The organism is Microbulbifer pacificus (genome assembly GCF_033723955.1).
GTDB lineage: Bacteria > Pseudomonadota > Gammaproteobacteria > Pseudomonadales > Cellvibrionaceae > Microbulbifer > Microbulbifer pacificus.
Window position 1 is genome coordinate 3,756,072 of the sequence record NZ_CP137555.1, and the last position, 24,102, is coordinate 3,780,173.

The following is a 24,102-nucleotide window of genomic DNA, read 5'->3' on the forward strand; positions in this document are numbered from 1 at the left end:
TTTCAGTTGAAGTACCATCGTCCCAGAGCCAATCCCAATAACAACCCGAATAACAGCCAAGGCGAGGGACAACCATGCGCAGCGCACAGCAGTGGTTCAGCGAATACGGCGAGAGCCACCAGAATCCCACCAACAAGGCCATCCACTGGGTGGCCGTCCCCCTGATCTATCTGACCGTTGTCGGGCTCTTGTGGTCGATCCCGCAGCCCCAATGGATGGCACCGTTACCCTGGCTGAACTGGGCTGTGGTGGCACTGGTGCCGACGATTCTGTTTTATCTGCTGATGTCCCTGCCTCTGGCGGTCGGGATGCTGGCACTCTCTGCGCTATGCCTGTGGGCCTGCAGTGCGTTGCAGGCGGCTGGGCAGAGTGTGTTGTGGTGGTCAGTGGGGGTATTTGTGGTGATGTGGGTGTTTCAGTTTATCGGGCACCACGTCGAGGGCAAAAAGCCTTCTTTTTTCAAGGATATGCAGTTCCTGCTGATCGGCCCGGCCTGGGTGATCGGCTTTCTCTACCGCAAGCTCGGTATCAAGTACTGAATCAACCGTTAAGCGTTGTCAGCATGGCGCCAGCAATCGACCGCTGGCGCCGGGTTGAGGTTGTGTCTGGCCGCGGTGGCCAGGCTGGGTGGTAGCCGTTTTCCTTTCCCTGTTGTCCTTTCTTCTACTCCGCTGGCTTGTTATGCCCGTGGCCATATTCCGGCGCTGGCGGAGGCGGTGTATCGGACGATCCCGTTTCTCCCCCGTGCACCTTCTCGCGCAGCCCCTGCACGACCTTAAAGAAGATAGGAACCAATAGGGTACCTGCGATACACGCCATAATCGTGCCGCCCATGACGGCGGTGCCGAGCGATATCCGGCTGGCGGCGCCGGCACCCGAGGCGATCACCAGGGGAATCGAACCCACCACGAATGAGAGGGTTGTCATGATCACCGGGCGGAAACGCAGGCGCGCGGCAGTCACGGTGGCATCGTGCAGGGACAGTCTTTCCACCTCGCGCTGCGATTTGCCGAATTCAACAATCAGGATCGCGGTTTTTGCGGCCAGGGCGACCAGCAGCACCAGGCCAATCTGGCCATACAGGCTGAGGGGTTCACCCGCTATCAGCAGCGCAGCAACGGCGCCGACGATAGCGATTGGCACCGACAGGATAATCGCGAATGGGGTCATGAAGGATTCATACAGTGCGGCGAGGAACAGGAAGGTAAAGATCAGTGAAAGCACCAGGGCGATGGTAGATGCGTTGCCGGCTTTGCGTTCCTCGAAGCTGGAATCGGACCAGTCGTATTTGAAGCCGTCGGGAAGCGTCTCTATGGCCACACGCTCAAGCGCGTCCATGGCGTCGCCGGAGCTGTAGCCCCCGGCGACATTCGGGCCGCCGCTGATTTTGGCCGAATCATAGGTGTTGTAGCGTTTGAGGGTTACCGCACCGAGTACGGGTTCGGTACTCAAGATGGCCGGCAGCGGGATGGGCTCGCCCTTGTTGTTGGTGACGAAGATTTTTTCCAGGTCTTTTTCCTGCTGGCGGAACCTGGAATCGGCCTGCACCATCACCTTGAAGGTTTTGTTGTACAGGTTGAAGTCGTTGACGTAGATGGCTCCGAGCTGGGTCTGCAGCGTCAGGAAAATATCACTGATTTTTACCCCCAGCGTCTTCGCCTTTACACGGTCAATGTCCAGACGGATCTGCGGTGAGCCGGCCTTGAAAATCGAGAAGGCGCGGGCGATCTCCGGCTGCTCGGTGGCGGCAGCCGAGAAATCCTGCACCACCTTGAACAGTTCCTGGGCGCCGACCCCCTGGGTATCTTCGAGCATAAACGAGAAGCCGGCCATGGTGCCGAGACCGGGAATCGCGGGTGCACCGAATACCAGCACCTGGGCCTCCGGCAGCTGGGCAAATTGTGCCTGATATTTCTGCTGCAATGCCTGCTGTGATACGTCCGGTGATTTGCGCTCGTCCCAGGGTTTGAGCTTGGCGATCACCATGCCCGCGTTCGATTGCAGCATAACGTTCAGCACACTGAAGCCATTCACCGACAGCACTTTATCGATGGCGGGATCCTGCATCAGAACTTCATTGATCTGGTCGACGACCGCGGCGGTACGCTCCAGCGCCGCGGCTTCGGGCAGCGAGACGTCGATCATGAAGTAACCCTTGTCTTCATCCGGGATAAAGCTTCTCGGCACGGACTGGAACAGCAGGAACAGACAGACGAACAGGCCGGCAATGACGGCCAGGCTTATCAATATATGCCGGGCGAGCCAGTCGACGATTTTAAGGTAGCCGCTGGAAACCTTTTCAAAGCCCCAGTTGAAGCCGCGGATCACGGGATTGGGCTTGCTGTGGCCCTCCTTCAAAATGGTCGAGCACAGCGCCGGGCTCAGCGTCAGAGCGTTGACCATCGAGATCAAGACCGAAACGGTAATCGTGGTACCGAACTGGCCGAACATTCGCCCGGTCATGCCCGGCAGCAACATGGTGGGGCCGAATACGGCCACCAGCACCATGGAGGTCGCGACAATCGGGCCCGATACTTCCTTCATTGCCTTGGCGGTGGCTGCACGCTTATCCAGCCCCTCATCGTGCATGATCCGCTCTACGTCCTCGACGACGATGATGGCATCATCGACCACCACACCGATCGCGAGGATCAAGCCGAAAAGGGTCACGGTGTTGATCGTCATTCCCATCGCATTGAGTACGGCGAGGGTGCCGATGATGGACACGGGCACCGCCAGGGTTGGCACTAGTGCCGCGCGCACGTTGCCGAGGAACAGATAGGTGACGATGATGACCAGGATGATGGTCATGATCAGGGTGAACACCGTCTCTTCCAGGGAGACGGCAATAAACTCCGTGGTGTCGTGGCCGATGACCGCTTCAACGCCTTCGGGGAAATACTGTGAAAGTTCTTCCACCTTGGCTTTGACATTTTCAGCCACTTCCAATGCGTTGGCGTCAGACAGTTTGTAAATGGCCAGCAGTACACCGGGGCCGTTGTTGTATTCCCCGTACCCCTTGTAAATCTGGGCACCGAGCTCCACTCGCGCGATATCTTTTACCCGAACTACCCCACCTTGTTCATCGGCGCGCAGCACGATCTCGCCGAACTCCTCCTCCGAGTTCAGTCGGCCTTTGGTGGTAAGTACATACTGGAACTGGGTGGACTCGGGCGACGGTGGTGAACCGAGTTGGCCCACCGCGGCCTGGATGTTCTGCTCCTGAATCGCGGCGAGGACCTCGGGAACTGAAATCTCCAGGTTCGCCATCTTTACCGGGTCGAGCCAGATCCGCATGCCGTAATCCAGCGGACCGATGATGTTCGCCTCGCCAACGCCCGGTACGCGCGCAAGTTCGTTGACCAGGTTCAGCGAGGCAAAGTTGGACAAGAATACACCGTCAAACCGGTTGTCCGGAGAGAACAGGTTAACCACCATCAGCATGTCGGAGGAGCGTTTGCGAACCTTGATACCGCGCTTCAGCACTTCCGGGGGCAGGGACGGTTCCGCCAGCGCCACGCGGTTCTGCACATCCACCTGCGCCATGTCGTCGTCGGTATCCATGTCGAACGTCATGAACAGTGTATAGGTGCCGTCGCTACCGGAGTTGGAGGTCATGTAAACCATGCCCTCGGCGCCATTCACCTGCTCCTCAATGGGTATCGCAACGGCGTTTTTTACGGTCTCGGCATCCGCGCCGGGGTAAACCGCAACCACGGAAATTTTCGGCGCCGCGATATCCGGGTACTGATCCACCGGCATGACGAGCGCCGAGAGCAGGCCGAGGAAGGTGATCAGTATGGCGATGACAAAGGCAAATCGCGGTCTGCGGATGAACAAATGTGTGTTATCGCTCACAGTTATTCATCCTGTGCTACTTGCCGATGTCGTCGGGAATATAGACGTCGCCGGGTTGGTTCCGCTGCCTCACTTCCATAGTTTCCCGCTGATACTCCTGGAATGCTTCCCGCTCCTTGCGCAGCTGTTCGCGCAGAGAGTGGGGCGGAGGACGCAGGCCCTGGGGCGTCTCATCGTCGGATTGCTTGATTACCACCGGGGTGACTTCGACCTCGTCACCCGGGCTCACTTTCTGTAGGCCTTCCACCAGTACTCTGTCGCCGACTTTCAGGCCTTTAGTTACGGCCCAGTTGGGTCCGATGCGCATGCCGACCTCGATGTTGGCCCGCTTGACCTTGTTTTCTTTGTCGAGCAGATAGACGAAGTGGCCCTGCTGATCCTGCGACACGGCCTTCTGCGGGATCACAATACGCTGAATTTCCTCCAGGAGTTTGCCGTGTAGCGTGACGTTTTCTTCGGGGAGAAGCAGGCCGTCGGGGTTGTGGAATAGGACACGTGCAGCGACGGTACCCCGGGTGGCGGCGGCAGTGGCGTCCCAGGAAAAGAACTCCCCCTTGAACGGATACACGGTGTCGCCGGGCAGCACGATGTACAGGTCCATATTGGGGATCGCGCGTCCCTGCTGCTTTAGTTTCTCCACCGCACTGTAAAACTCGTTGTAGGCCTTCTGGCCGACGTGGGCGAGTACATACACCGGGTCCACCTTCACCAGCTGGGTGATTGGCACCGTGTTGGGGAGGATGAAAAAGTCGCCCACGGCGTAATTGGGATGCCCCACGCGCCCGGAAAACGGCGCGACGATCGAGGTATGGGACAGGTCCTGCTTGGCCTGGTGCAACGAGGTCTGTGCGGTGTTGAGTTGCGCTTCCGCCGCCTGCATGGCCGATTTGGCGGTATCAAAATCTTTCGCTGAGATGTATCCCTGTGGGCGCAGGTTTCGTGCGCGCACAAAGTTGGCCTTTGCCTGTTCATAATTTGACGTCGCTTCGGCGATGCTGGCTTCCGCGGTGGCAACTTTCGATTCGAAGGGGTAGGGGTCCAGTCTTACGAGTTCCTCGCCCTGCCTGAAATATTTACCGGGCGAGATGTTTTGGTAGAGGATTCTGGATGCGACCAGTGGGAAAATCTGTGCAGTCTCCACCGCTTCTACCACCGCCGGCACTTCAAAGCTTGGCCTGAAGCTCATCAGCTTGGCTTCGACAACCTCCACCTTTTTCGGGGGCGGAGTGGGTTTGGCCGCCTCTTTTTCCCCGCAGCCAACGGGAAGCAGGCATACCGCAAAAAAAAGATTCCGCCAACGAAAGGGGTTACGTAGAGATTGGTACATCATTTCCCGCAACTTGAGTCAATAAACCTACTTCCCTTAATCCTAGAGGGTGTGGCGTTAAGCGGAGTTGGCAGGGATGATAGTTGGCGCGTGTTTTGTGCTTCGGCGTGAATACGTGACTTTTAGGTTGAGGAGTGGGCCTCTGGCCGGTCACAAGACGGGAAGTTACAGGCGGCAGTGAATATTTTCGCGCCGCCCAACGATGGCATTTATTAAGGCCCGAGCGAGGTTAATGTCGCGTTATCGAGTGTTAACGGTTGTAGTGCACCGGTACTTCCAGGGTTTCTTTTACCTGCTCCATGACCACATAACTGGTGCACTCCTGTACCTCTGGCAGGGTCAGCAGGGTCTCGCCGTAAAACCGCCGATATGCACTCATATCTGCAACCCTGGCCTTGATCAGGTAGTCAAAGTTTCCCGACACCAAATAGCACTCCTGAACCTCCGGTAGCGCGGAGACGGCGTTGCGGAATGCTTCGAAGGCGTCTTGGGCGGAACGATTCAGGCTGATCTGGACAAACACCACCAGTGCGGCATCGAGAAATTCCGGATTGATCAGTGCGGTGTATCCCTGGATCACGCCATCGGATTCCATTCTTTTTACGCGCTCTACACAGGGGGTAGGGGTGAGCCCCACCTGACGGGCCAGCTCTGCATAGCTGGTGCGCCCGTTCTTTTGCAGCACGCGCAGAATATTGCGATCAATGGTGCTGAGCTCATTGGCACGCCGTTTCATGAGTTGCTCCGTAAGTTGGCCATCGGCTGTCTATGGATTTCCGCTGTAGTGACGGGACGGTCGCAGCTGTGCGCTTGACATGTCCCAACCTCGAATACGGGTTCTATTTGGCGAAAAAGCGTACTTTGCGCCAATTAACCAGTGGATTCAACTGGTAACGGTTGAAAATGTACTGAAATCAACTCGATAAGCGCTCTTATACTGCACAAATCCAACAAAGAAGGGGCGCTCTAGATTGCGCTCACATTGCATAAACAGAGTATTGAGGAGAAGTCGCTATGTTGATCGGTGTCCCTAAAGAGATCAAAAACCACGAATATCGTATTGGTCTGACTCCGGCCAGCGTCCGTGAACTGGTAGGTCATGGCCACGAAGTAATCGTGCAGAAAGATGGCGGTTCTGCCATTGGCTTTACCGACGAAATGTATGAGCAGGCGGGTGCCAAGATCATCGACACCCCCGAAGAAATCTTTGCCTCTGCGGATATGATCGTGAAGGTAAAAGAGCCCCAGCCCCACGAGTGCGAAATGCTGCGCCCGGGTCAGCTGCTGTATACCTACCTGCACCTTGCACCCGACCCCAAGCAGACCGAGCTGCTGGTGAAGTCCGGTGCAACCTGCATCGCCTATGAAACCGTAACCGATCGCTTCGGCGGTCTGCCGCTGCTGGCGCCGATGTCTGAAGTGGCCGGCCGTATGTCCGTGCAGTGCGGTGCCCACCACCTGGAAAAAGCTCAGGGTGGCCTGGGTGTGCTGCTGGGCGGTGTTCCCGGTGTAGCTCCGGCGAAAGTACTGATTATCGGTGGTGGTGTGGTTGGCGCCAACGCGGCCAAGATGGCGCTGGGCATGGGCGCGGATGTGACCATTCTGGATCGCTCGCTGCCGCGCCTGCGTCAGCTGGACGATATTTTTGGTGGCGCAGTGCGCACTGAATACTCCACCAATGACGCGATTGAGCAACACGCGCTGGAAGCGGACCTGGTGATCGGTGCTGTTCTGATCCCCGGTGCAGCCGCACCGAAACTGCTGACCCGCGATCACATCAGCCGCATGAAGAAAGGCGCGGTTGTAGTGGACGTGGCCATCGACCAGGGCGGTTGCTTCGAGACCTCCAAGGCGACCACGCACCAGGAGCCCACTTACGTGGTTGACGGCGTGGTGCACTACTGCGTGGCCAACATGCCCGGCGGTGTTGCCCGTACCTCCACCATGGCACTGAACAACGCAACCCTGCCGTTTGCGGTTGCGCTGGCGAACAAAGGTGCCAAGCAGGCGCTGCTGGATGACGCCAACCTGTTGGAAGGTCTGAACGTGCACGCGGGTATGGTGACTTACAAGGCGGTTGCCGATGTGCTGGGCTACGAATTTGTAGACCCGAAACTGGCTCTGCAGAAATCCGCGGTCGCCTCCGACGAGGCCGCCTGATCGCGGAAACAACGGAAAAAAGGTTTTCACACAGTTCTCTTCCGGGGCGTCCCCACGCCCCGCTCTGTGAGACCCGGCAGTGTCTTGACTGCCTTTATGGCCGCGCTTTTTAGCGCGGCTTTTTTATGTTTAACGCTGGCAAAAAGTCCTTGGGCGCCTGGAAAGGAGACCTTAGCGGGCTGGGAAAAGTCTACTCAGTAATACCGGTAGCGCGGTTTCCACCCGCAGAATTCTCGGCCCCAGGTGTACGGACTGGAATCCCACCTCCTGCAGCTTTTCCACTTCGTAGGGAATGAAGCCGCCCTCGGGCCCCACTGCCAGCGTGGCGGGTTGGTGAATATCCACTGGGCAGGGAGTGTCGGTGACGGGGTGGGCGACCAGCTTGAGGGAGCCCGCGGCGATTGCAGGCAATTCATCTTCCACAAACGGCTTAAAGCGTTTGCGCAGCTCAATTTGTGGTATGGCGGTATCCACAGCCTGCTCCAGCCCCAACAGGCACTGTTCTCGCAGTTGGTCTTCTGCGAGCCAGGGGCTCTGCCAATAGGATTTTTCTACCCGGTAGCTGTTGATGAGATACAGCTTCTTTACGCCGAGAGCTGTGGCGTGCTGGATGGTGCGCTTCAGCATTTTCGGGCGCGGCAGCGCCAGGATCAGAGTGAGGGGCAGCGGGGGCGGCGGCGCGCGGTGCAGGGTAACCTCGAGAGTAACTCCGCTGTCCTCGCGCTTCAGGACCCTGCCTTCACCGATGTCGCCATCGAGTAGCCCGACTTTCAGAACATCGCCCACCTCGGCGCGGTGTACCTCGAGAATGTGCTGCAGACGCCGGCCGCGAAGCAGCGCGATCTGCGTGGGCGCGTGCTCTGGGGACAAAAAATCCCCCGGTTCCAGAATGACCAGATTCATTGGGTTCAGCGCCTTGCGCTGGCAACGGCGCCCTTGCCGATACCCTCGTAGGCGCGCACACGCACGTCGTGTCCGGGATTGGCCGCAGCGAGCTCTTCGGCAATGTACTGGGCCAGTTGTTCCACCGTGGTGTCGCAGTCCAGCAATTCACAATAGCTGGCGGGAATGCTCAGGGTGAAATCCCCCTGCCGCGCGCGGTAGGCAAAGTGCAGGGTGTCGGCGTCCTGTTTGACCAGGTCTTCCCGGGTGCCGAGATAGATGTCTTCCCAGCGCTCGGCCCACTCGGCTTCGAGGGTGCTGTTGCGCTCGCCATCCAGGTCGATGCGGATACGGGAGCGGTGGCCATGGGCGATACGCTGGCAATTGCCATCGTGTTTTTTCAGGCCGTGGCTGTAGTGGTAGTAGGGCGTGTCGATAATTTCGCTGGTGAAATCCAGGCTCAGGCGGTCGACGCTGGTAGGGAAGATGCCGTCCAGCTGCTGCACACACCAGTTGGCTACGGATTCCGGGGTAATACGTTCGGCGCCCACCAGCGCAAATGCCTGCGCAGGTCCGCTCACGCTAATGGTTTCACCGCTGTCCAGTTTCCAATGCAGTTCAATCTGTTCGCCATTAGCAATGAGCTGCAGATTCGGGGCGTCGGCAGGCACAGCCAAGCGGTGATCCAGCTCGCTGTCGAGCCAGTTGCGCAGGGTTTTTTTGACGATGCCGAAATCGCACACCATGCCCTGATGATCCAGCGCGCCGTCGAGGGCGGCATTGGCGAGCCAGGTTTCACCCACGATGCCGCGGCTGTGGTGGAGGTAACTGAAGTCCACGTTGGTAAGGCTGTCGACAAACAGGTGCATATTGATTCCGGTAACAGTGACATCTCGCCCGGTTTTGGGCGCGGCACAGTATAGCCATTTGAGGGCTCAAATTGACCTCGTGGCCAAGGAATTTGCGTTGGTGAGTCATGAAAGTTGAATTGGGGCTGGCACCTGGCGCCTTGAGTCTCTATAATCGCGCCCTCTTCGAGTGCGGCGGTCTATGCCACAAGGCAGTTTCTGACCACAGAGCGGTTCTTGCACCAGCAACGGGCTGCGCTAATCTGAGTGCTCGAGCGTGATGGCGGCCCTTCCGGTCTCCTCGCAATGATCAGCTGTGAACCCCGCCAGGCCCGGAAGGGAGCAACGGTAGCAGTGACATCATGTGCCGGGGGTGTGCTGGTTGGGCTGCCTCCAATCCTCTCTTTTCCTCTCCTTTGTTTCCACGTTCCAATTTTTTGTTTTGCCAATGGTCTGCAACATGACCAAATTCCGTTCACAGCCGCGATCGCGTTGATTGTGCCGGCCGCCTAATCGTGCAAAATTATTCCCTATTCGCCCGGTGAAATGGGGAATATGGTGCCTATGTGTTCCCTCGTGCAGTGGCCTCGTGCCGGCCGATCGGATGCATGTGCTATAAATCGCGACAGTCATTCAATTTGTGCCTCCCCGTTTCCGGGGCTGACTCAGTAAATAACTCGAAAAAAGACCAGAGGATGCCGATGAAAAAGCTCGCGTTGGTGATAGCCGCTGCCACCCTGGCGGTAGCGGGATGTGATCGTGGAACCGACAAACCGGAAGTGCTGGAATCGGAGGTCGTCACGACTGCCGAGAACGCCTCTGCCGACGCAGCTGCCGACCAGGCCCCCGCTGCTGCTACCCAATCTGCATCGACAGGCTCCTCCAGCGCCGATGCCAAGGCCTTTCTCGACAGTGCCCAGGAGCGTCTTGAGAAAATGGCAGAGGAGGTGAGCCATGCCAGCTGGGTGGCGTCCACCTATATCAATATGGATTCCCAGTACACCGAGGCATTGGCAGTTGAACGCTATACCGCGCTGGCGGTGGAGCTGGCACAGGAGGCCGCGAAATTTGATGGCGCAGACCTGGACCCGGAAACCCGTCGCATGCTCACCATGCTGAAGCAGGGGCTGGTATTTCCCGCGCCGAAAGATCCCAAACTGACTGCGGAACTCGCCCAGATCGGTTCAAAGTTGCAGGGCATGTACGGTGCCGGCAAATACTGCCCGGACCAGAATACGGATGCCAAGGCGGCTGCAGGCGGCGCGGATGCAGAGGCCAAATGTTACACCCTGACCGAAATGGGCCAGATCATGGCCAATAGCCGCGACCCGAAACAGCTGAAAGACCTGTGGGTAGGCTGGCGTAAGGTGGCGCCGCCGATGAAGCCGCTGTACGAGCGCCAGGTGGAGATTGGCAATGCCGGTGCCAAGGAGCTTGGCTATGACAACCTCAGTGTGATGTGGCGCTCCAAATACGATATGCCGGCGGATGCCTTCGCCGCGGATATGGACAAGCAGTGGAACAAGGTGAAGCCGCTGTATGAGGCGCTCCACTGCCATGTGCGCGCAAAACTGAACGAGCACTACGGGGATGAAGTGGCCCCGGCTACTGGCAAGATCCCCGCGCACCTGCTGGGTAACATGTGGGCGCAGGAGTGGGGCAACATCTACGACATCGTCAAAGATGAGGATATGCAGGCGCCTTACGACCTCACCCAGCTGGTGGTGGATTCCGGCATGAGTGAGAAGGATATGGTGAAGACGGGCGAGACGTTCTTTACCTCCCTGGGCTTCAAGCCGCTACCGGAAACCTTCTGGGAGCGTTCGCAGTTTGTGCAGCCGCGGGATCGCGATGTAGTGTGCCACGCCAGCGCCTGGGACCTGGATGGTAAGGATGACATCCGTATCAAGATGTGCATCAACAAAACCGGTGAAGACCTGATTACCGTCCATCACGAGCTGGGGCACAACTTTTATCAGCGTATCTACAGCGACCAGCCTTTCCTCTATAAAGAAGGTGCTAACGACGGCTTCCACGAAGCGGTGGGCGATACCATTGCGCTGTCCATCACGCCGAAATACCTGAAGCAAATCGGCCTGATGGACGAAATCCCCGGCGAGGACAAGGATCTCGGCTATCTGATGCAGCAGGCGCTGGACAAGATCGCCTTCCTGCCATTCGGTCTGATGGTGGACAAGTGGCGCTGGCAGGTTTTCAACGGCGAAGTGCAGCCGGGAGACTACAACAAGGCGTGGTGGAAACTGCGGGAAGAGTACCAGGGCATTCAGGCTCCGGTAGCGCGCAGTGAAGCCAACTTTGATCCGGGCGCCAAATACCATATTCCCGGCAATACGCCGTACGCGCGTTACTTCCTCGCGCGCATCCAGCAGTTCCAGTTCCACCGTGCACTGTGCGAGGCCGCAGGGGAGACCGGCCCGCTGCACCGCTGCTCCATTTTCAAAAATGAAGCTGCGGGTAAAAAACTGCGCAACATGCTGGCCATGGGCGCAAGCAAGCCGTGGCCGGATGCCATGGAAGCGCTTACCGGCCAGCGCGAACTTGATGCTTCAGCCATCGTGGATTACTTCCAGCCTCTGATGGTTTACCTGCAGGAGCAGAATAAAGATCGCGAATGCGGTTGGTAATCCACTGCTGGCGATTGGGTGTGGCTATTGACCGTATATCCACACTCAATCGCGTCGGGGGTTTGAATAACGATTGCAGACGTTAGTATTACGCACGACTTGATGTAAATCAGATGAAGTCACTGATACCGGTGACATCATCCGGTAGCGTTCGCGGGGCTGGAAAATGACTGCTCAAGCAGAGTATCTGCGGGCAGACCGGTTCCGCTAAAGGATTGAACCCGAGCCAGAAAAAGAGGTTGCTGATGAGCAATATTGATATCGGAATTGGTGCAAAGGATCGTGAAAAAATCGCGGATGGGCTGAAGCGACTGCTGGCGGATTCCTACACTCTGTACCTGCAGACCCACTATTTCCACTGGAATGTTACGGGTCGTCTGTTTCGCGAATTGCATCTCATGTTCGAAGAGCAGTACACCGAACTGGCGACGGCGGTAGACGATATTGCCGAGCGTATTCGCACCCTGGATGTGGTGGCGCCGGGTACGTATAAGGCGTTTGCAGGACTCAGCTCCATCAGTGAAGTGGAAGATGTGCCGCCTGCGGAAGACATGGTGCGTATCCTTACCCAGGGCCATGAGCAGGTAGTGAAGACCTGTCGCGAGGTGCTGAAAGCGGCCCAGGAGGGCGAGGATGAATCCACCTCAGCGCTGGTGTCCGACCGTATGCGTGTGCATGAGAAAACCGCTTGGATGCTGCGGGCTACCGCCCAGTAAAGGAAACCGTTCCTGCCTCAAGAACCGGCCTCTGGCCGGTTTTGTTTTATCTGTACCCAGTGATTTCCGCCTTCATTTCTACTTGGTGTCTATTTGGATTAATCCTGGGCTTGCGGGCTGCCGAGCGCCACGGATAAAAACGCCTGCGCCGGCGCGGACAGTGCGCCTGATTCTCGCACCAGAACCCCCACTTGGTGAGTGAGTGCCGGCTCGGTCAGCGGTTTGCAGATCAGCCCGTAGGATTGCATCTGCGCTTCGCACAGGCTGGGCACGGCGCTCACACCCAGACCCGTCTGTACCAGCCTGCCGATGGTACTGAGCTGGTTCGCCTCGCACAGCAGTCGGGGTTGTGCGCCTTCTTCCTTGCTTTGGGAGAAGGCTTCATCCGTCCAGCGGCGCACGGCCGATCCCCGATTCATGGCAATAAACGGTTCGCGGGCGAGATCCTGCCAGCGCAGGGTTTTTCTGCGCTGTAGCCGGTGGTCGGTAGGCAGCACCGCGATAAAGCGGTCGTCGCCGATGGGGGTAAAACTCAGGTTGCCGAGATCGTCCGGGCGGAAACTGATCCCCAGTTCCGCGCGCCCCTGCTGCACCGCATGTACCACCCGCTCCATCACAATATCTTCCAGCACGATATTGATGTCCGGGTGTCGTCGGTGAAACTCCCGCAAAAGCTCCGGCAACTGGTTCAGTGCGAAAGCGGGTATGGCGGCAATGGATAGCTGCCCCTGTTGCAGGCGAAAGCGCTGCTGTACCGCGTCCAGGGTGTTGTCCCAGTTGTGCAGCAGCTGCTGGGCGCGTTCGACAAAGGTGGTGCCTTCCGGGGTGAGGACCAGCTGGCGACCGTCGCGGCTAAACAGGGCGCCACCGAGGGATTCTTCCAGGCTGCGGATGGCGATGGAAATGGCCGGCTGGGAAACGTGCAGTTGGGCGCTGGCCTCGGCGAGGCTGCGGGTTCTGGCCACGGCAACAAAGGCGCGCAATTGCTTGACGGTCGTGCTCACGGTGCTAACTCAAGCTCGTATTGATTAAGTAAAATTTAACAGTCGTTAACAAGTTTAAATTAGTCTTAAGTGTTAGACCAAGGCATGATTGTTCACATGGCGAGATAGCCAATAATGGTCAACCATTCAGGCGGGCATGGTTTCTTCCGTGAATCACCAGAGGCCCGATCGCTAAACCGACAATAAGAGAAGAGCCAGTCGAGATGAGCAACCCAGCGCAACCCCTGTGGCAACCCACGGCAGCGACCATCGCCACCACCCAAATGGATCAGTTTCGCCGTCAGGTCAATGAGCAGTACCAGCAGTCACTGCCGGATTATCACGCCCTGTACCAGTGGTCGGTGGAGAACCGCGAGCAGTTCTGGAACCAGCTATGGGATTTCGGTCAGGTTGTCGCCAGTGTTCGCGGTTCGCAGGTTCTGGGGCGCGACTCCATGCCCGGCGCGGAGTGGTTTCCCGAGGCGCGGCTGAATTTCGCCGAAAACCTGTTGCGCTTCCGCGATGACAAGCCGGCGCTGATCGAGCGGCTGGAGAACGGCAGCCGTCGCGAGCTGAGCTATGGCCAGCTGTTCGAAAATGTAGAGCGACTCGCCGCAGCGCTGGCAGCTGCCGGTGTGGTCAGAGGCGATCGTGTTGCCGGCTTTATGCCGAATATCATCGACACCGTGGTGGCCATGCTCGCCACTACCAGTCTCGGAGCCATCTGGACATCCTGTTCCCCGGACTTCGGTATCAACGGTGTGCTGGACCGCTTCGGCCAGGTTGAGCCCAAAATCCTGTTCGCCTGCGAAGGTTATTTCTACAACGGCAAGGTCATCGACTCGTTGCCGCGCCTGCAGCAGATCGTCGAGCAGATAGACTCGATCCAAAAGTTGGTCGTGGTGCCCGTAGCCCGCTCTGCGCAACAGACCGCAGAGGGTATCGTCGGGCTGGATCGCGCGATCACTCTCGATGAGTTTGTCGCAAAGGCGCCGGCGCGCCCGCTCACGTTTGAGCAAACCGAATTCAATCACCCCCTGTACATCATGTATTCCTCCGGTACCACCGGAGTTCCCAAGTGCATCGTGCACGGGGTGGGCGGTACGCTGCTGCAACATATCAAAGAGCACCGACTGCACACGGATATCTCCCGCGACGATACCCTGTTCTATTTCACCACCTGTGGCTGGATGATGTGGAACTGGCTGGTGAGCGGCCTCGCCTGCGGTGCCACGTTGGTGCTGTACGATGGTTCGCCGTTTTACCCGGCGGCTCAGTGCTTGTGGGATATGGCGGACGAGGAGGGCATCAGCGTGTTTGGCACCAGCGCCAAATATATCGCCGCCCTGGAAAAGGCCGATTGCAAACCGCGCGAGAGTCACAAGCTCGAGCGTCTGCGTGCGGTGTTGTCCACGGGTTCACCACTCGCGCACGAGGGCTTCCGCTATGTGTACCGGGATATCAAGTCCGATGTCTGCCTGAGTTCCATTTCCGGTGGTACCGACATCGTTTCCTGCTTTGCCCTCGGTAACCCCACCCTGCCGGTATACCCGGGTGAACTGCAGTGCCGTGGCCTCGGCATGGCGGTACAGGTGTGGAGCGACGACGGCAAGCCGGTGCTGGAAGAGAAGGGCGAGCTGGTTTGCGCCAGCTCTTTCCCCTGTATGCCGATCGGTTTCTGGAACGATGCCGACGGTAGCAAGTACCACGGCGCCTACTTTGACAGCTGGCCTGGTGTCTGGGCCCACGGCGACTATGCGGAAATCACCGAACACGGCGGTGTGATCATTTACGGACGCTCCGACGCGGTGCTGAACCCCGGCGGCGTACGTATTGGCACTGCAGAAATCTACCGCCAGGTGGAGAAGGTGGAAGAGGTGCTGGACAGCATCTGTATCGGCCAGGACTGGGGCGACGATGTGCGCGTGGTGCTGTTTGTGGTGTTGCGCCAGGGGCTGACGCTGGACGAAGAACTGACCCAGAAAATCCGCGCCACCATCCGCGCCAACACCACCCCGCGTCATGTGCCCGCCAAGGTGATCCAGGTGGCGGATATTCCCCGTACCATCAGCGGCAAGGTTGTCGAGCTCGCGGTGCGCAATGTGGTACATGGCAAGCCGGTAAAGAACCAGGAGGCACTGGCGAATCCGCAGGCGCTGAAACTGTTTGAGAATCTGCCTGAACTGGCGACGGAGTAATAAGGTACGAGACTAATCGCCGTCACAATGTATAACGCTGCATCTTCCGCATAAAAATGCCGGGCCAGACGTAGCATGCGTGATCGCTGCTGATAGCACGATCACGCAAAAACTTACTTACAGATAGATGGTAGGCAGGGCTGGTGAATAGCTATTTGGCCTGTTGCTCCAGCTCCTTGTTCATTTTGTTCAGGGCCATGCGGGTAAAGTATCCGGCCATAACACATACGAACCCGATAATGCCCAGGCTCAACAGGCCAGAAAAGCTGGTGAAAAGATCGATCATTGCGTCCATGACGGCCTCCTGAGTTGAAACTAATCTCTTGTTTTTACATGTCCCCAGTGTAGAGTGGCGCCCGCTGGCGCCCTTGACCCAAATCAAGCCGGTGGTAGATTTTGCGGTCCCGGCTCTGAGTTCAGGTAGAGCCGAACGTCTGCCTGTGTAGATTCCGTCCCCCTCCCTCGAACGGTTTCCCTGCCATCCGCGCTATGCCGCGCCAGCCAATCTGCGCTACCCTGTTGGTAGCAAAAAACAGTGCCCGTAAACCAATAACGTCACGGAAGATAAGCATGATTACATACCTGTATTGGGCCGCCGTTATCGCTCTCGTCATTTTGAGCCTGTTTGCCGGCAGCCGGCTGGGCAGCCTCAGTAAGGGTGCCATCGTCGCCGCCATCATCTTTCTGGCAGGTTGGCTCGCTTACTACTTCCACTTCGAACAGGTGTTCGTTAAACGCTTCGGTGGTGTCATGCGCATCAGCGTACCTGAGGGGCAGCGGCACCTGGGCTCCACCTGGAAAGACGACAACCTCTGGGTGGAGAACTATGATCCGCGCTCCAATGAGTGCATTTTCAGCGAATACTCCAAGGGCAATCTGCTGGAAGGTCGGGTCATCATCAAAAACTGCAATCCGCTGATGGAGCGCACCGGCAACCCGGTAGCGCCGGGGCGCTGAGTCTGCTGGCGGATCGGAGAGAGTGGCTGCGCCCGTGCACAATAACCACTGCGCGGATGTAAAGACCGGTAAAGTTGCCAAACCTTTCGCAACTTTCTATCTCCAATAGCGTCGCAGTGGTGATGATTGGCAAGTGGGTTGTAGAGTTGCGCGATTTCCAGTTCGCTCGAAGAGCGGTATTCCCTTCGATATTTACTGCAGTCCTGTTGGCGGCGATGTTATTGCTGCTACCACAGGAAGGCTTCGCGCTGCCTTTTTTTGACAACCTTCCCAAATTCAAAATTCGTGTGGCCGAAGATCGTGAGCTGCAGGACTGGTTGCGCGAGCAGCTGAACGAACAGCGCAAAACCAGCAGTGTACTCAAGTCTTATGAAGATCCAGTGGATGTAGCGCGCTACGAGCGCGGTACCCTGGAGAAACTGTTGCGCTCTCGCGGCTACTACGACGGGCGTGTGCGCCAGTCCGTGACCGATGGCGAGATCCTTTACCGGGTTGTGCCCGGGGAGCAGTTCCGCATCAAATCCATCAATGTGCGCATGCCGGTACACCTCAAGGCGGGGTTCCCCGGGGTGGGTTTACAGGAAGGCGACCCGCTGGAAGCCGAGAAGGTCAAAGAGGGCGTCAAAAAAATAGAGAGCTATCTTGCGGAAAACGCATGCCTGCTCAATGTGAATGTGAAATACCAGGCAACGGTCATTCACAGCGAACACGCTGCGCGCCTGGAATACCGGGTGGCCAAGAGCCCCGAGGTTCATATCGGGCAGGTGCACGTGCAGGGCGTGGAAACGGTAAATGAGGAGTTCCTGCGCAAGCGCCTGCAGATGAAACCGGGAGACTGCTTCAGCCGCAACAAGCTGGATACCGCAAAATTGCGCCTGTTGCGCACCAACCTGATTGCGGGTGTGAACGCCGAGGTATCCGAACCCGATGAGGGGATCGTCGACATTACCTTTGTAGTGATCGAGCGCAAACATCGCACCGTGCGCCTCGGTGTGGGCTACACCTCCGATGAGGGGGCCGGTGTCTCCGCAGGTTGGGAGCACCGCAATATTCTCGGGCGCGGCGAAAAAATCGAGGTGGAAACCCGGGTCAACGAGGTCAAACAATCCCTCAAGGGCGAACTATTGGTGCCGCGCTTCTTCCGCGACGACCAGGACTTCACCGCCAAGGCTGAAGCCTCCAATGAAGATCGCGATTCCTACCAGTCTGAGGCCATCACTTTTGGCGGTACTCTTTCCCGTCGCCACACCAAACATCGCACCTTCAGTGTTGGCAGTGAGCTGAAGTTCAGTGATGTGCAGGAGGAGGGGCAGGAAAGCGAGAGCTACAACCTGCTGGCGTTTCCTCTGGGCCTCAAGATAGACACCACCGACAACCTGCTGGATGCCCATCGCGGTGCCACCGTGGCGATGGAGATCAAACCCTATTTTGACCTCAAGGGAACCGGTACCCGTTTTGTAAAAAATACGCTGGTCGCTACCGGGTATCTCACCTCCGAAGAGACCAAATTTGACCCGACCCTGGCGGTGCGCATCAAGGCCGGTGTAATCAGCGGTATCGACAACCTGGATATCCCTGCAGACGAGCGCTTTTACGCCGGTGGTGGTGGCTCCGTACGGGGCTACAGCTACCAGGCCCTGGGGCCGCGGCGGCTGATACCTTCCACCGTTCCCGGTGAACCGCCGACGTTGTCGGACCCCATCGGCGGGCGTGCGCTCAGCGAAGTGTCGCTCGAGGGCCGCTTCCGCTTTACCGAGACCTGGGGCGGGGTGCTGTTTCTGGATGGCGGTAATGCCTATGCCGATCCGCAGCCGAGTTTTGACGATCTCTACTGGGGCGCGGGACTCGGTGTGCGCTACATGACTTCGTTTGCGCCACTGCGCTTTGATATTGCCTTCCCGCTGGACCGCCGCGATGATCTGGATGACAGCAGTTACCAGATCTACGTGAGCCTGGGGCAGGCATTCTGATCATGTCTGAGCAATCCTCACCCACCTCGCGTGAAGCGGGACGCAGCAAACGGCGCCGGGGCCGGTACTGGCCGCGCCTGACGCTGATCGCCATTGCACTATTACTGCCATTGATAGGGGCGATATTCCTGGTAGGCACAGAGCGCGGGCGTGTGGCGTTGACCAATGGCGGCATCGCCATCGCCCGCCATTATCTGCCGGACCTCGCCATCGACGCCGAGGGCATCGGCAGCCCGCAACTCGGGCGCTGGTACTTCGAACGGCTGCAAGTGCGCTACCAGGATCAGAGCATGGTGGAGGGGCGCAAACTGACACTGCAGCTGGATATAGAGCGCCTGTGGCAAAACCAGATTCATATTCCAGAGCTGAGCGCGCAGTCCTTTGTGTTCGACAACACGCTGCTGGGGGAATACCTGCAAGCTCACGTCAGCGACGATGAAGTGAAAGAGGTCGCGGAGGAGGCCGGTGCGCCCTCGATACCCGCCATCTGGCTCGAGCGCCTGGCCGTGCAGCAGCTTACCGTCGTCGACAAGGCTCTCAAGGATTTCCCCGTGGTGGCGGTCAACGGTGAGGGCGTTTATCGGTGGCCGGAGCGCGAATCCGCGTTGACGCTGGATATTGCCGAAGTCCCGAGGAGTGAGTCTGGCAATGAGAAAGGGCACCAGATGCACCTGCAGCTCAAGGGCGAGATGCAGAGCGATACAGAGTATGCGCTCACCCTGTCCGCCAGTGAGGCCGCAGGGGGCTTTCTGCCGCGTAGGTTGTTGCTGCCCGAGGGGGAGAATCTCGATGCGGACGGTAAATTCCTGCTGGAACTTGTCGGTGACAATCAGCTGAAAGTCACGGCCGAGCGTTTTTCGCTGCCGTTGGTGCAGCACCGCTTTGGCTTGAGCGGTCATGGGGATGTGGTCTTGTCGCCCTGGTCCGTGGTTACCGACGATCTGACACTCACGGTGGACGACACCCGCCACAGCATTCGCGGTCGCATCGACGGTGAGACCATGGACCTCAAGGTATTGCTGAATCGCCTGCCCGTCGCTATTTCCCAGCCGTGGCAGGACTTTGTTCAGGGGGGATGGCTGACCGCCGACCTCGCCGTGAAAGGGCCGCTTGCACTACCCAATGCGGACGGTAGCCTGGAGCTCAAGACGTCCTATCAAAAGCAGCCGCTGCATCTAACCGGCAAAGTGGAAACCATTGGCGACAAGATCTACCTCCGCACCGCGCGCCTGCGGCTGGCGAAAGCGCAACTGGATGCCAGCGGCAGCGTGGACATCGGCAGCGAGTCGATCGATCTGAAGGGGCAGATAGCGCAACTGCCGTTTGTGGAAATCCGCCGGATTCTCGCCTCTCTCGAGGAAACCCGAGAGCTCGAAATCCCCCCTGAGCTGGATGGCACTATCGAGCGTTTGCAGGTGACCGCCGTCGGCCCGTGGAAGAATCCGCGCCTTGGGGTAAAGCTCGCCAGTGATGTGCGCTACCAGGAACTGGAGACGCGTTTACAGGGCAGAGCCGAGGGCGACCTGAATAAATTTGCGGTGAGTGATCTGCTGCTGGAGGGCGAAGGGCTCAGGGTAAGTGGCAGCGGCGAAGTGAATGTCGAGCGCAAAGCACTGCAGTTCCAGCTGGATGTGGCCGCGCGCGGCTTGAAGCCCGCCGAACAGTTCGGACTGCCTGTGGACGAGGGCACCGAAGTCAGCCTGGATGCGGTGGTGTCGGTCAATGGGCCCTGGGACAACCCGAAAATGTCTGCGCGCCTGTCGTCTGACGGCGAGTACCGCGAGTACCGTTACCGCCTGCGCGGCGGCGCCGCTGGTAATGCGGAGGCTATTACTTTCGATCACTTGCGACTGGATCTCTTCACCGGCGCGGCAGCGGCGGCGATCGCCAGTGGCGGAGCAGATTCGCCGGCAACGCCCGAGCAGTCGCTGCTGCCGGATGAAAAACCCGAAACAACCCCGGAAAATCCTCTGCAGCAATCGCCGGAGCGTGTAGCCGGCACGGCGGCGCTGGCGGCGGAGTCGGAACAAGCGCGCCAGCGCGGCAACGCCTGGCTGGAGTTGAACGGTGTGGTGGAACCCAAGGCCCAGCGCGCCAACGGCAGTGTGGCCGGGCGCAATATCCCGCTGCGGCTTGCGCGCCTTGCGGGGGTGAACCTGCCGCCTTCACTGCGCGGTGAACTCAGTATCGACGGCCAGTTTACCGGTCCCTTCAGCGATCCCGAGGCTACCGCCAATATCCTTGGGCTGGGGGAATATCGCGGTGAGCCCTGGCAAGTGCAGGGTGATGTCAGTTACGGCAAGGCGCAGGTACAGCTGTCGGACGTAAAACTGCTGTGGGCCGGCCGCAACCAGTTGACCGCCCACGGTAGCCTGAGTGCGGATGCGCTGGATCTTGAACTGCGCGCCCAGGCGGTACTGGCGGATTTTGAAGAGTGGCTGAGTGCGGATATCAGTGACAGCGGCGAGCTGAACCTGTGGGCCACCGCTCGCGGTACCCCGAAAGATCCGGACCTTGCCGGCGAGCTGCGGATCAGCGGTCGTGCGCCCGCACTGCGGGATGATGCCCTGGTGCAGTCGCCCCTGATTCTGGCGCTGGAGTGGCAGACGCGAGACGGCGACCTGGAAATGAACCTGGATGCCAGCCACGGCAGCCGTACCGCCGCGGATGCCCAGGCCACCCTCGCTATCGCCCCGATCCTCGAACAGCTTTTTCGCGAGAAGCCCGCGGGTGAATCGCCACCACTGCCCATCGATCTTGAGGCCAATGGCACCGCCGACCTCGCGGCACTCGGCGCCTTCTTCGACCCGGAAATCCACACCATGCGCGGCCGGCTGGACTTCAACCTGGTGGCGGATGGCACCAGCGCGGCACCCAACGCCCGCGGCAAGATCAACCTGCAGGGCGGCTCCTACGAGCACCGCCCCAGCAATACGCGCCTGACCAATATCGTTTTCGTTGCCGATCTCACCCCGGAAGCCTGGCGAGTGGTGGAGGCCAGTGCGCGCGATGGCGACCGCGGGCGGGTGGATCTCGCCGGTGAAGTGACGTTCAACGCGCCGGAGCCGCCGTCACTGGATTTTTCCGTGACCGCGCGCAACGCGCACCTGCTCAATATGCCCGGTGCCAAGGGCGCCTTCTCCGGCGAACTGCGCCTCACTGGCAACACCGAAGATGCACTGCTGGCGGGCTCCCTGAATCTGCGGCCGCTGGCGGTGCAGGTGGAGCACTTTATTGGCAGCAGTGTGCCGGAAATCGACGTGATCGAAGTGCAAGTGGACGGTGGCGAGGAGCGGGAGAGTTCCGAGCTTTTGGGCAATATCGCCCTGGCCCTGGAAATCGTGTTGGATCAGCAATCCTACGTGCGCGGCCTCGGGCTCGATTCCAATCTCAAGGGCAAGGTGGATATCGCCGGTACCGCCGCGGATCCACAGGCGTCCGGCACCCTCACCATTGTGCGTGGCAAGTTTGACCTGTTGGGCAAGAAGTTCGAACTGCAGGAAGGGCAGGTACAGTTCCAGAACAATGTCGCGGTCATCTATGTGAAGGGGGTGCATACCTATCCGGAAGGGGAGATCACTGCGGAGATTTCCGGCACCACCGATAACCCGAAAATCGAGTTCAGTTCCAGCCCGGAAGCCGCCCAGGATGAGATTTTCGCGCAGCTGCTGTTCGGCAAGTCCCTGACGGATATTTCGCCACTGCAGGCGGTGCGTCTGGTCACGGTGGTGCGCACCCTGCAGACCGGTGGCACCGGATTCGACCCGCTCGCCAGCACCCGTGATCTGGTGGGGCTGGATACCCTGGACTTCGAATCCGAGGCTACCGAAGGAGGGGAGGACCAGTACTCGCTGAGCCTCGGCAAGTACATCACCAGCCGCATCTATCTCGAGCTGCAGCGCAGCACCGATCCGCTAAACCCGTGGCGGGCGGAAATGCAGATCGAGCTGCGTAAAAATCTGCGCCTGGATATCAGGTCCGCAGACAACGAGGAAAGTGGCGGCGGAAGTGTGGAACTGCAGTGGAAGAAGGATTACTGACCGTCTATAAAAAATGAACGTTAAAAATACGTGATAAAAAACGATGGGAGAAAACGAAATGGAATATTCGATAGTCGTCCTGGCCGCCGGTTACTCTCATCGCTTCGGTGGTGACAAACGCCTCGCAAGCATTCAGGGTGAACCCATGTTGCTGCGCACCCTGCAGACTGCACTGGCAGCAGCCTCCACCCTTGAAAATACCCAGGTGCAAGTGGTTATTCGCGCCCGCGACCCGGTAATCGCCAACGGTCTCAGCAAAATGCCGGTACAGGTTCTCCATGCGCCGGTGTGGCCCGTGGGTATCGGCGCCAGTCTCGCGTCCTGTGTCGAACAGATTCAGCGACAGGGCGCAAATCCCAAGGCGGTACTGGTGTGCCTCGGGGATATGCCCTTCGTCGAGCCTGAAACCATAGTGGCACTGCTGCAAGCGGTCCGGGAAGATCGCATCTGCGTGCCCGTGTGTGCGGGAACCCGCGGCTATCCCATCGCCATCGGACGTCGCTATCTCACCGCACTTTCGCGCCTGCGCCGTACCGGCGTGGAAAAGGTGCTGCGTATTTATAGCGATGCGGTGTATGACGTGGAAGTCCCGGACCCGGCAATCAACTGCGATATCAACCGTCCGGACGACTTCCACGCAGCAGTGCGGCAGGATCTGTTCGGTAAAATTTTTGCATCTCGCGATACAGCGCAGGGTGAGTCGCAGCCATCGCCACTGGAATAATGAAATAGGCCTCGGTGGCCACTGCAAAAAACTCCGCCGGGGACTGGGCGCCGTAGGTGTCCAGAACCGACGGTGGAGTGTCACTGCCTGCACCCTTTGACTCAACCTCCCCACGCAGCGCGTGAATCCGCTGGCGCAATTCGTCGAAGGCCTCCCGCATCACCGGAGCCCAGTTCTTGCCGTCGGCACTTTTCGCAAACGGCGGCCGCCCGTCAACGTGACCATCCTCTTCGTCCAGCTTATGGGCAAACTCGTGAATTGCCACATTGTGTCCCCGCTCGGGATGCGCAAGCCCCTGTTGCAGGTCCTGCCACGACAACACCACCGGCCCGCGATAATGCGCCTCGCCGGCACGGGCGCTCAGGTGGGTGGAACGAATGTAGCCATCGTAGCGCGTTTCCTCTGCCACATAGGCACCCGGGTACACCAGCACCGTGCGCAGGTCCGGATAGCAGTTGTTGTGGCGCTCAAGTAGCAACACGCAGGCGTGGGCAGCGATCACCACCTGCATCTCTTCCGTGATAATGAGGCCTTCGCAGCCGACAAATTCCTTGTCCCGCAAAAACAGGCTGACATTGCGCTTCAGCTCTACCTGCCTTGTCTTTGGAAGGTACGGGAACAGCGCAAGCCGGTTCGCCAGGATCGTTGTCTGCTGCCGGCTCAGCGGACGCGAGCGCAGGTAGTGGCGACGGGTGCGCTGCCACATCATCGGTACCACCCAGATCATAATGGCGAACAGAATAATCGCGAAGAAAGTTCCCAAATCTAAGTCCCTGTAAATATCACTTGCCGGT

At 58.7% G+C, this 24,102-nt stretch carries 17 protein-coding genes and 1 other RNA gene; 10 read left to right on the forward strand and 8 right to left on the reverse strand.

The genetic code is table 11. The features are described 5' to 3' along the window. The first annotated feature begins 74 nt into the window (after positions 1-74). A complete protein-coding gene (locus R5R33_RS15965; protein ID WP_318953695.1) occupies positions 75-539 on the forward strand; it encodes an Mpo1 family 2-hydroxy fatty acid dioxygenase in 465 nt (154 codons plus the stop codon). 124 nt (positions 540-663) lie between these two features. On the opposite strand, the gene R5R33_RS15970 is transcribed toward R5R33_RS15965, so the two are convergent. The 3 genes from R5R33_RS15970 to R5R33_RS15980 form a co-directional block, all read right to left on the reverse strand. Continuing rightward, a complete protein-coding gene (locus R5R33_RS15970) occupies positions 664-3,858 on the reverse strand; it encodes an efflux RND transporter permease subunit (protein ID WP_318953696.1) in 3,195 nt (1,064 codons plus the stop codon). 16 nt (positions 3,859-3,874) lie between these two features. Then, positions 3,875-5,188: an efflux RND transporter periplasmic adaptor subunit gene (locus R5R33_RS15975; protein WP_318953697.1), complete on the reverse strand. Its 1,314-nt coding sequence runs from the start codon at positions 5,186-5,188 to the stop codon at positions 3,875-3,877. A 247-nt stretch (positions 5,189-5,435) separates the two neighbouring features. Further along, positions 5,436-5,921, reverse strand: a complete 486-nt coding sequence (locus R5R33_RS15980) for an Lrp/AsnC ligand binding domain-containing protein (RefSeq protein WP_318953698.1) — start codon at positions 5,919-5,921, stop codon at positions 5,436-5,438. Positions 5,922-6,199: 278 nt separating this feature from the next. On the opposite strand from R5R33_RS15980, the gene ald reads away from it, so the two are divergent. Then, positions 6,200-7,345: an alanine dehydrogenase gene (gene ald / locus R5R33_RS15985; protein WP_318953699.1), complete on the forward strand. Its 1,146-nt coding sequence runs from the start codon at positions 6,200-6,202 to the stop codon at positions 7,343-7,345. A gap of 171 nt (positions 7,346-7,516) precedes the next feature. Here ald and R5R33_RS15990 read toward each other — a convergent pair whose 3' ends face one another. Next, positions 7,517-8,248, reverse strand: a complete 732-nt coding sequence (locus tag R5R33_RS15990) for a 16S rRNA (uracil(1498)-N(3))-methyltransferase (protein WP_318953700.1) — start codon at positions 8,246-8,248, stop codon at positions 7,517-7,519. A 5-nt stretch (positions 8,249-8,253) separates the two neighbouring features. Next, on the reverse strand, positions 8,254-9,096 hold the full coding sequence (locus R5R33_RS15995; protein WP_318953701.1) for a 6-carboxytetrahydropterin synthase: 843 nt from the start codon (positions 9,094-9,096) through the stop codon (positions 8,254-8,256). 269 nt (positions 9,097-9,365) lie between these two features. Here R5R33_RS15995 and ffs point away from each other — a divergent pair. The 3 genes from ffs (at position 9,366) to R5R33_RS16010 (ending at position 12,436) form a co-directional block, all read left to right on the forward strand. Further along, positions 9,366-9,462: signal recognition particle sRNA small type (ffs, locus tag R5R33_RS16000), an RNA gene on the forward strand. A gap of 314 nt (positions 9,463-9,776) precedes the next feature. Then, a complete protein-coding gene (locus R5R33_RS16005; protein ID WP_318953702.1) occupies positions 9,777-11,720 on the forward strand; it encodes a M2 family metallopeptidase in 1,944 nt (647 codons plus the stop codon). Positions 11,721-11,965: 245 nt separating this feature from the next. Continuing rightward, on the forward strand, positions 11,966-12,436 hold the full coding sequence (locus R5R33_RS16010; RefSeq protein ID WP_318953703.1) for a Dps family protein: 471 nt from the start codon (positions 11,966-11,968) through the stop codon (positions 12,434-12,436). Between the two features lie 98 nt (positions 12,437-12,534). Here the strand turns inward: R5R33_RS16010 and R5R33_RS16015 are convergent, their stop codons facing one another. Then, the gene (locus tag R5R33_RS16015) at positions 12,535-13,440 is read right to left on the reverse strand and encodes a LysR family transcriptional regulator (protein ID WP_318953704.1); all 906 of its coding nucleotides are present in this window, start codon (positions 13,438-13,440) and stop codon (positions 12,535-12,537) included. A 203-nt stretch (positions 13,441-13,643) separates the two neighbouring features. On the opposite strand from R5R33_RS16015, the gene R5R33_RS16020 reads away from it, so the two are divergent. Continuing rightward, positions 13,644-15,617: an acetoacetate--CoA ligase gene (locus tag R5R33_RS16020; RefSeq protein WP_318953705.1), complete on the forward strand. Its 1,974-nt coding sequence runs from the start codon at positions 13,644-13,646 to the stop codon at positions 15,615-15,617. A gap of 151 nt (positions 15,618-15,768) precedes the next feature. On the opposite strand, the gene R5R33_RS16025 is transcribed toward R5R33_RS16020, so the two are convergent. After that, positions 15,769-15,912: a DUF3149 domain-containing protein gene (locus R5R33_RS16025; protein WP_318953706.1), complete on the reverse strand. Its 144-nt coding sequence runs from the start codon at positions 15,910-15,912 to the stop codon at positions 15,769-15,771. Between the two features lie 275 nt (positions 15,913-16,187). On the opposite strand from R5R33_RS16025, the gene R5R33_RS16030 reads away from it, so the two are divergent. From R5R33_RS16030 to R5R33_RS16045, 4 genes are all read left to right on the forward strand, one after another. Continuing rightward, a complete protein-coding gene (locus R5R33_RS16030; protein ID WP_318953707.1) occupies positions 16,188-16,574 on the forward strand; it encodes a hypothetical protein in 387 nt (128 codons plus the stop codon). A gap of 287 nt (positions 16,575-16,861) precedes the next feature. Beyond that, the gene (locus tag R5R33_RS16035; protein ID WP_318953708.1) at positions 16,862-18,544 is read left to right on the forward strand and encodes an autotransporter assembly complex protein TamA; all 1,683 of its coding nucleotides are present in this window, start codon (positions 16,862-16,864) and stop codon (positions 18,542-18,544) included. A gap of 2 nt (positions 18,545-18,546) precedes the next feature. Beyond that, positions 18,547-22,584: a translocation/assembly module TamB domain-containing protein gene (locus R5R33_RS16040; RefSeq protein ID WP_318953709.1), complete on the forward strand. Its 4,038-nt coding sequence runs from the start codon at positions 18,547-18,549 to the stop codon at positions 22,582-22,584. Positions 22,585-22,642: 58 nt separating this feature from the next. Next, complete coding sequence (locus tag R5R33_RS16045; protein WP_318953710.1) at positions 22,643-23,308, forward strand: nucleotidyltransferase family protein; 666 nt, start codon at positions 22,643-22,645, stop codon at positions 23,306-23,308. Here R5R33_RS16045 and R5R33_RS16050 read toward each other — a convergent pair. Further along, on the reverse strand, positions 23,199-24,071 hold the full coding sequence (locus R5R33_RS16050) for a M90 family metallopeptidase (protein WP_318953711.1): 873 nt from the start codon (positions 24,069-24,071) through the stop codon (positions 23,199-23,201). The genes R5R33_RS16045 and R5R33_RS16050 overlap by 110 nt on opposite strands. Positions 24,072-24,102: the final 31 nt, after the last annotated feature.

Coding starts and splice junctions, on each gene's coding strand:
- R5R33_RS15965 (WP_318953695.1), top strand. CDS start 75: ATGCGCAGCGCACAGCAGTGGTTCAGCGAATACGGCGAGAGCCACCAG.
- R5R33_RS15975 (WP_318953697.1), bottom strand. CDS start 5,188: ATGATGTACCAATCTCTACGTAACCCCTTTCGTTGGCGGAATCTTTTT.
- R5R33_RS15980 (WP_318953698.1), bottom strand. CDS start 5,921: ATGAAACGGCGTGCCAATGAGCTCAGCACCATTGATCGCAATATTCTG.
- ald (WP_318953699.1), top strand. CDS start 6,200: ATGTTGATCGGTGTCCCTAAAGAGATCAAAAACCACGAATATCGTATT.
- R5R33_RS15990 (WP_318953700.1), bottom strand. CDS start 8,248: ATGAATCTGGTCATTCTGGAACCGGGGGATTTTTTGTCCCCAGAGCAC.
- R5R33_RS15995 (WP_318953701.1), bottom strand. CDS start 9,096: ATGCACCTGTTTGTCGACAGCCTTACCAACGTGGACTTCAGTTACCTC.
- R5R33_RS16005 (WP_318953702.1), top strand. CDS start 9,777: ATGAAAAAGCTCGCGTTGGTGATAGCCGCTGCCACCCTGGCGGTAGCG.
- R5R33_RS16010 (WP_318953703.1), top strand. CDS start 11,966: ATGAGCAATATTGATATCGGAATTGGTGCAAAGGATCGTGAAAAAATC.
- R5R33_RS16020 (WP_318953705.1), top strand. CDS start 13,644: ATGAGCAACCCAGCGCAACCCCTGTGGCAACCCACGGCAGCGACCATC.
- R5R33_RS16025 (WP_318953706.1), bottom strand. CDS start 15,912: ATGGACGCAATGATCGATCTTTTCACCAGCTTTTCTGGCCTGTTGAGC.
- R5R33_RS16030 (WP_318953707.1), top strand. CDS start 16,188: ATGATTACATACCTGTATTGGGCCGCCGTTATCGCTCTCGTCATTTTG.
- R5R33_RS16040 (WP_318953709.1), top strand. CDS start 18,547: ATGTCTGAGCAATCCTCACCCACCTCGCGTGAAGCGGGACGCAGCAAA.
- R5R33_RS16045 (WP_318953710.1), top strand. CDS start 22,643: ATGGAATATTCGATAGTCGTCCTGGCCGCCGGTTACTCTCATCGCTTC.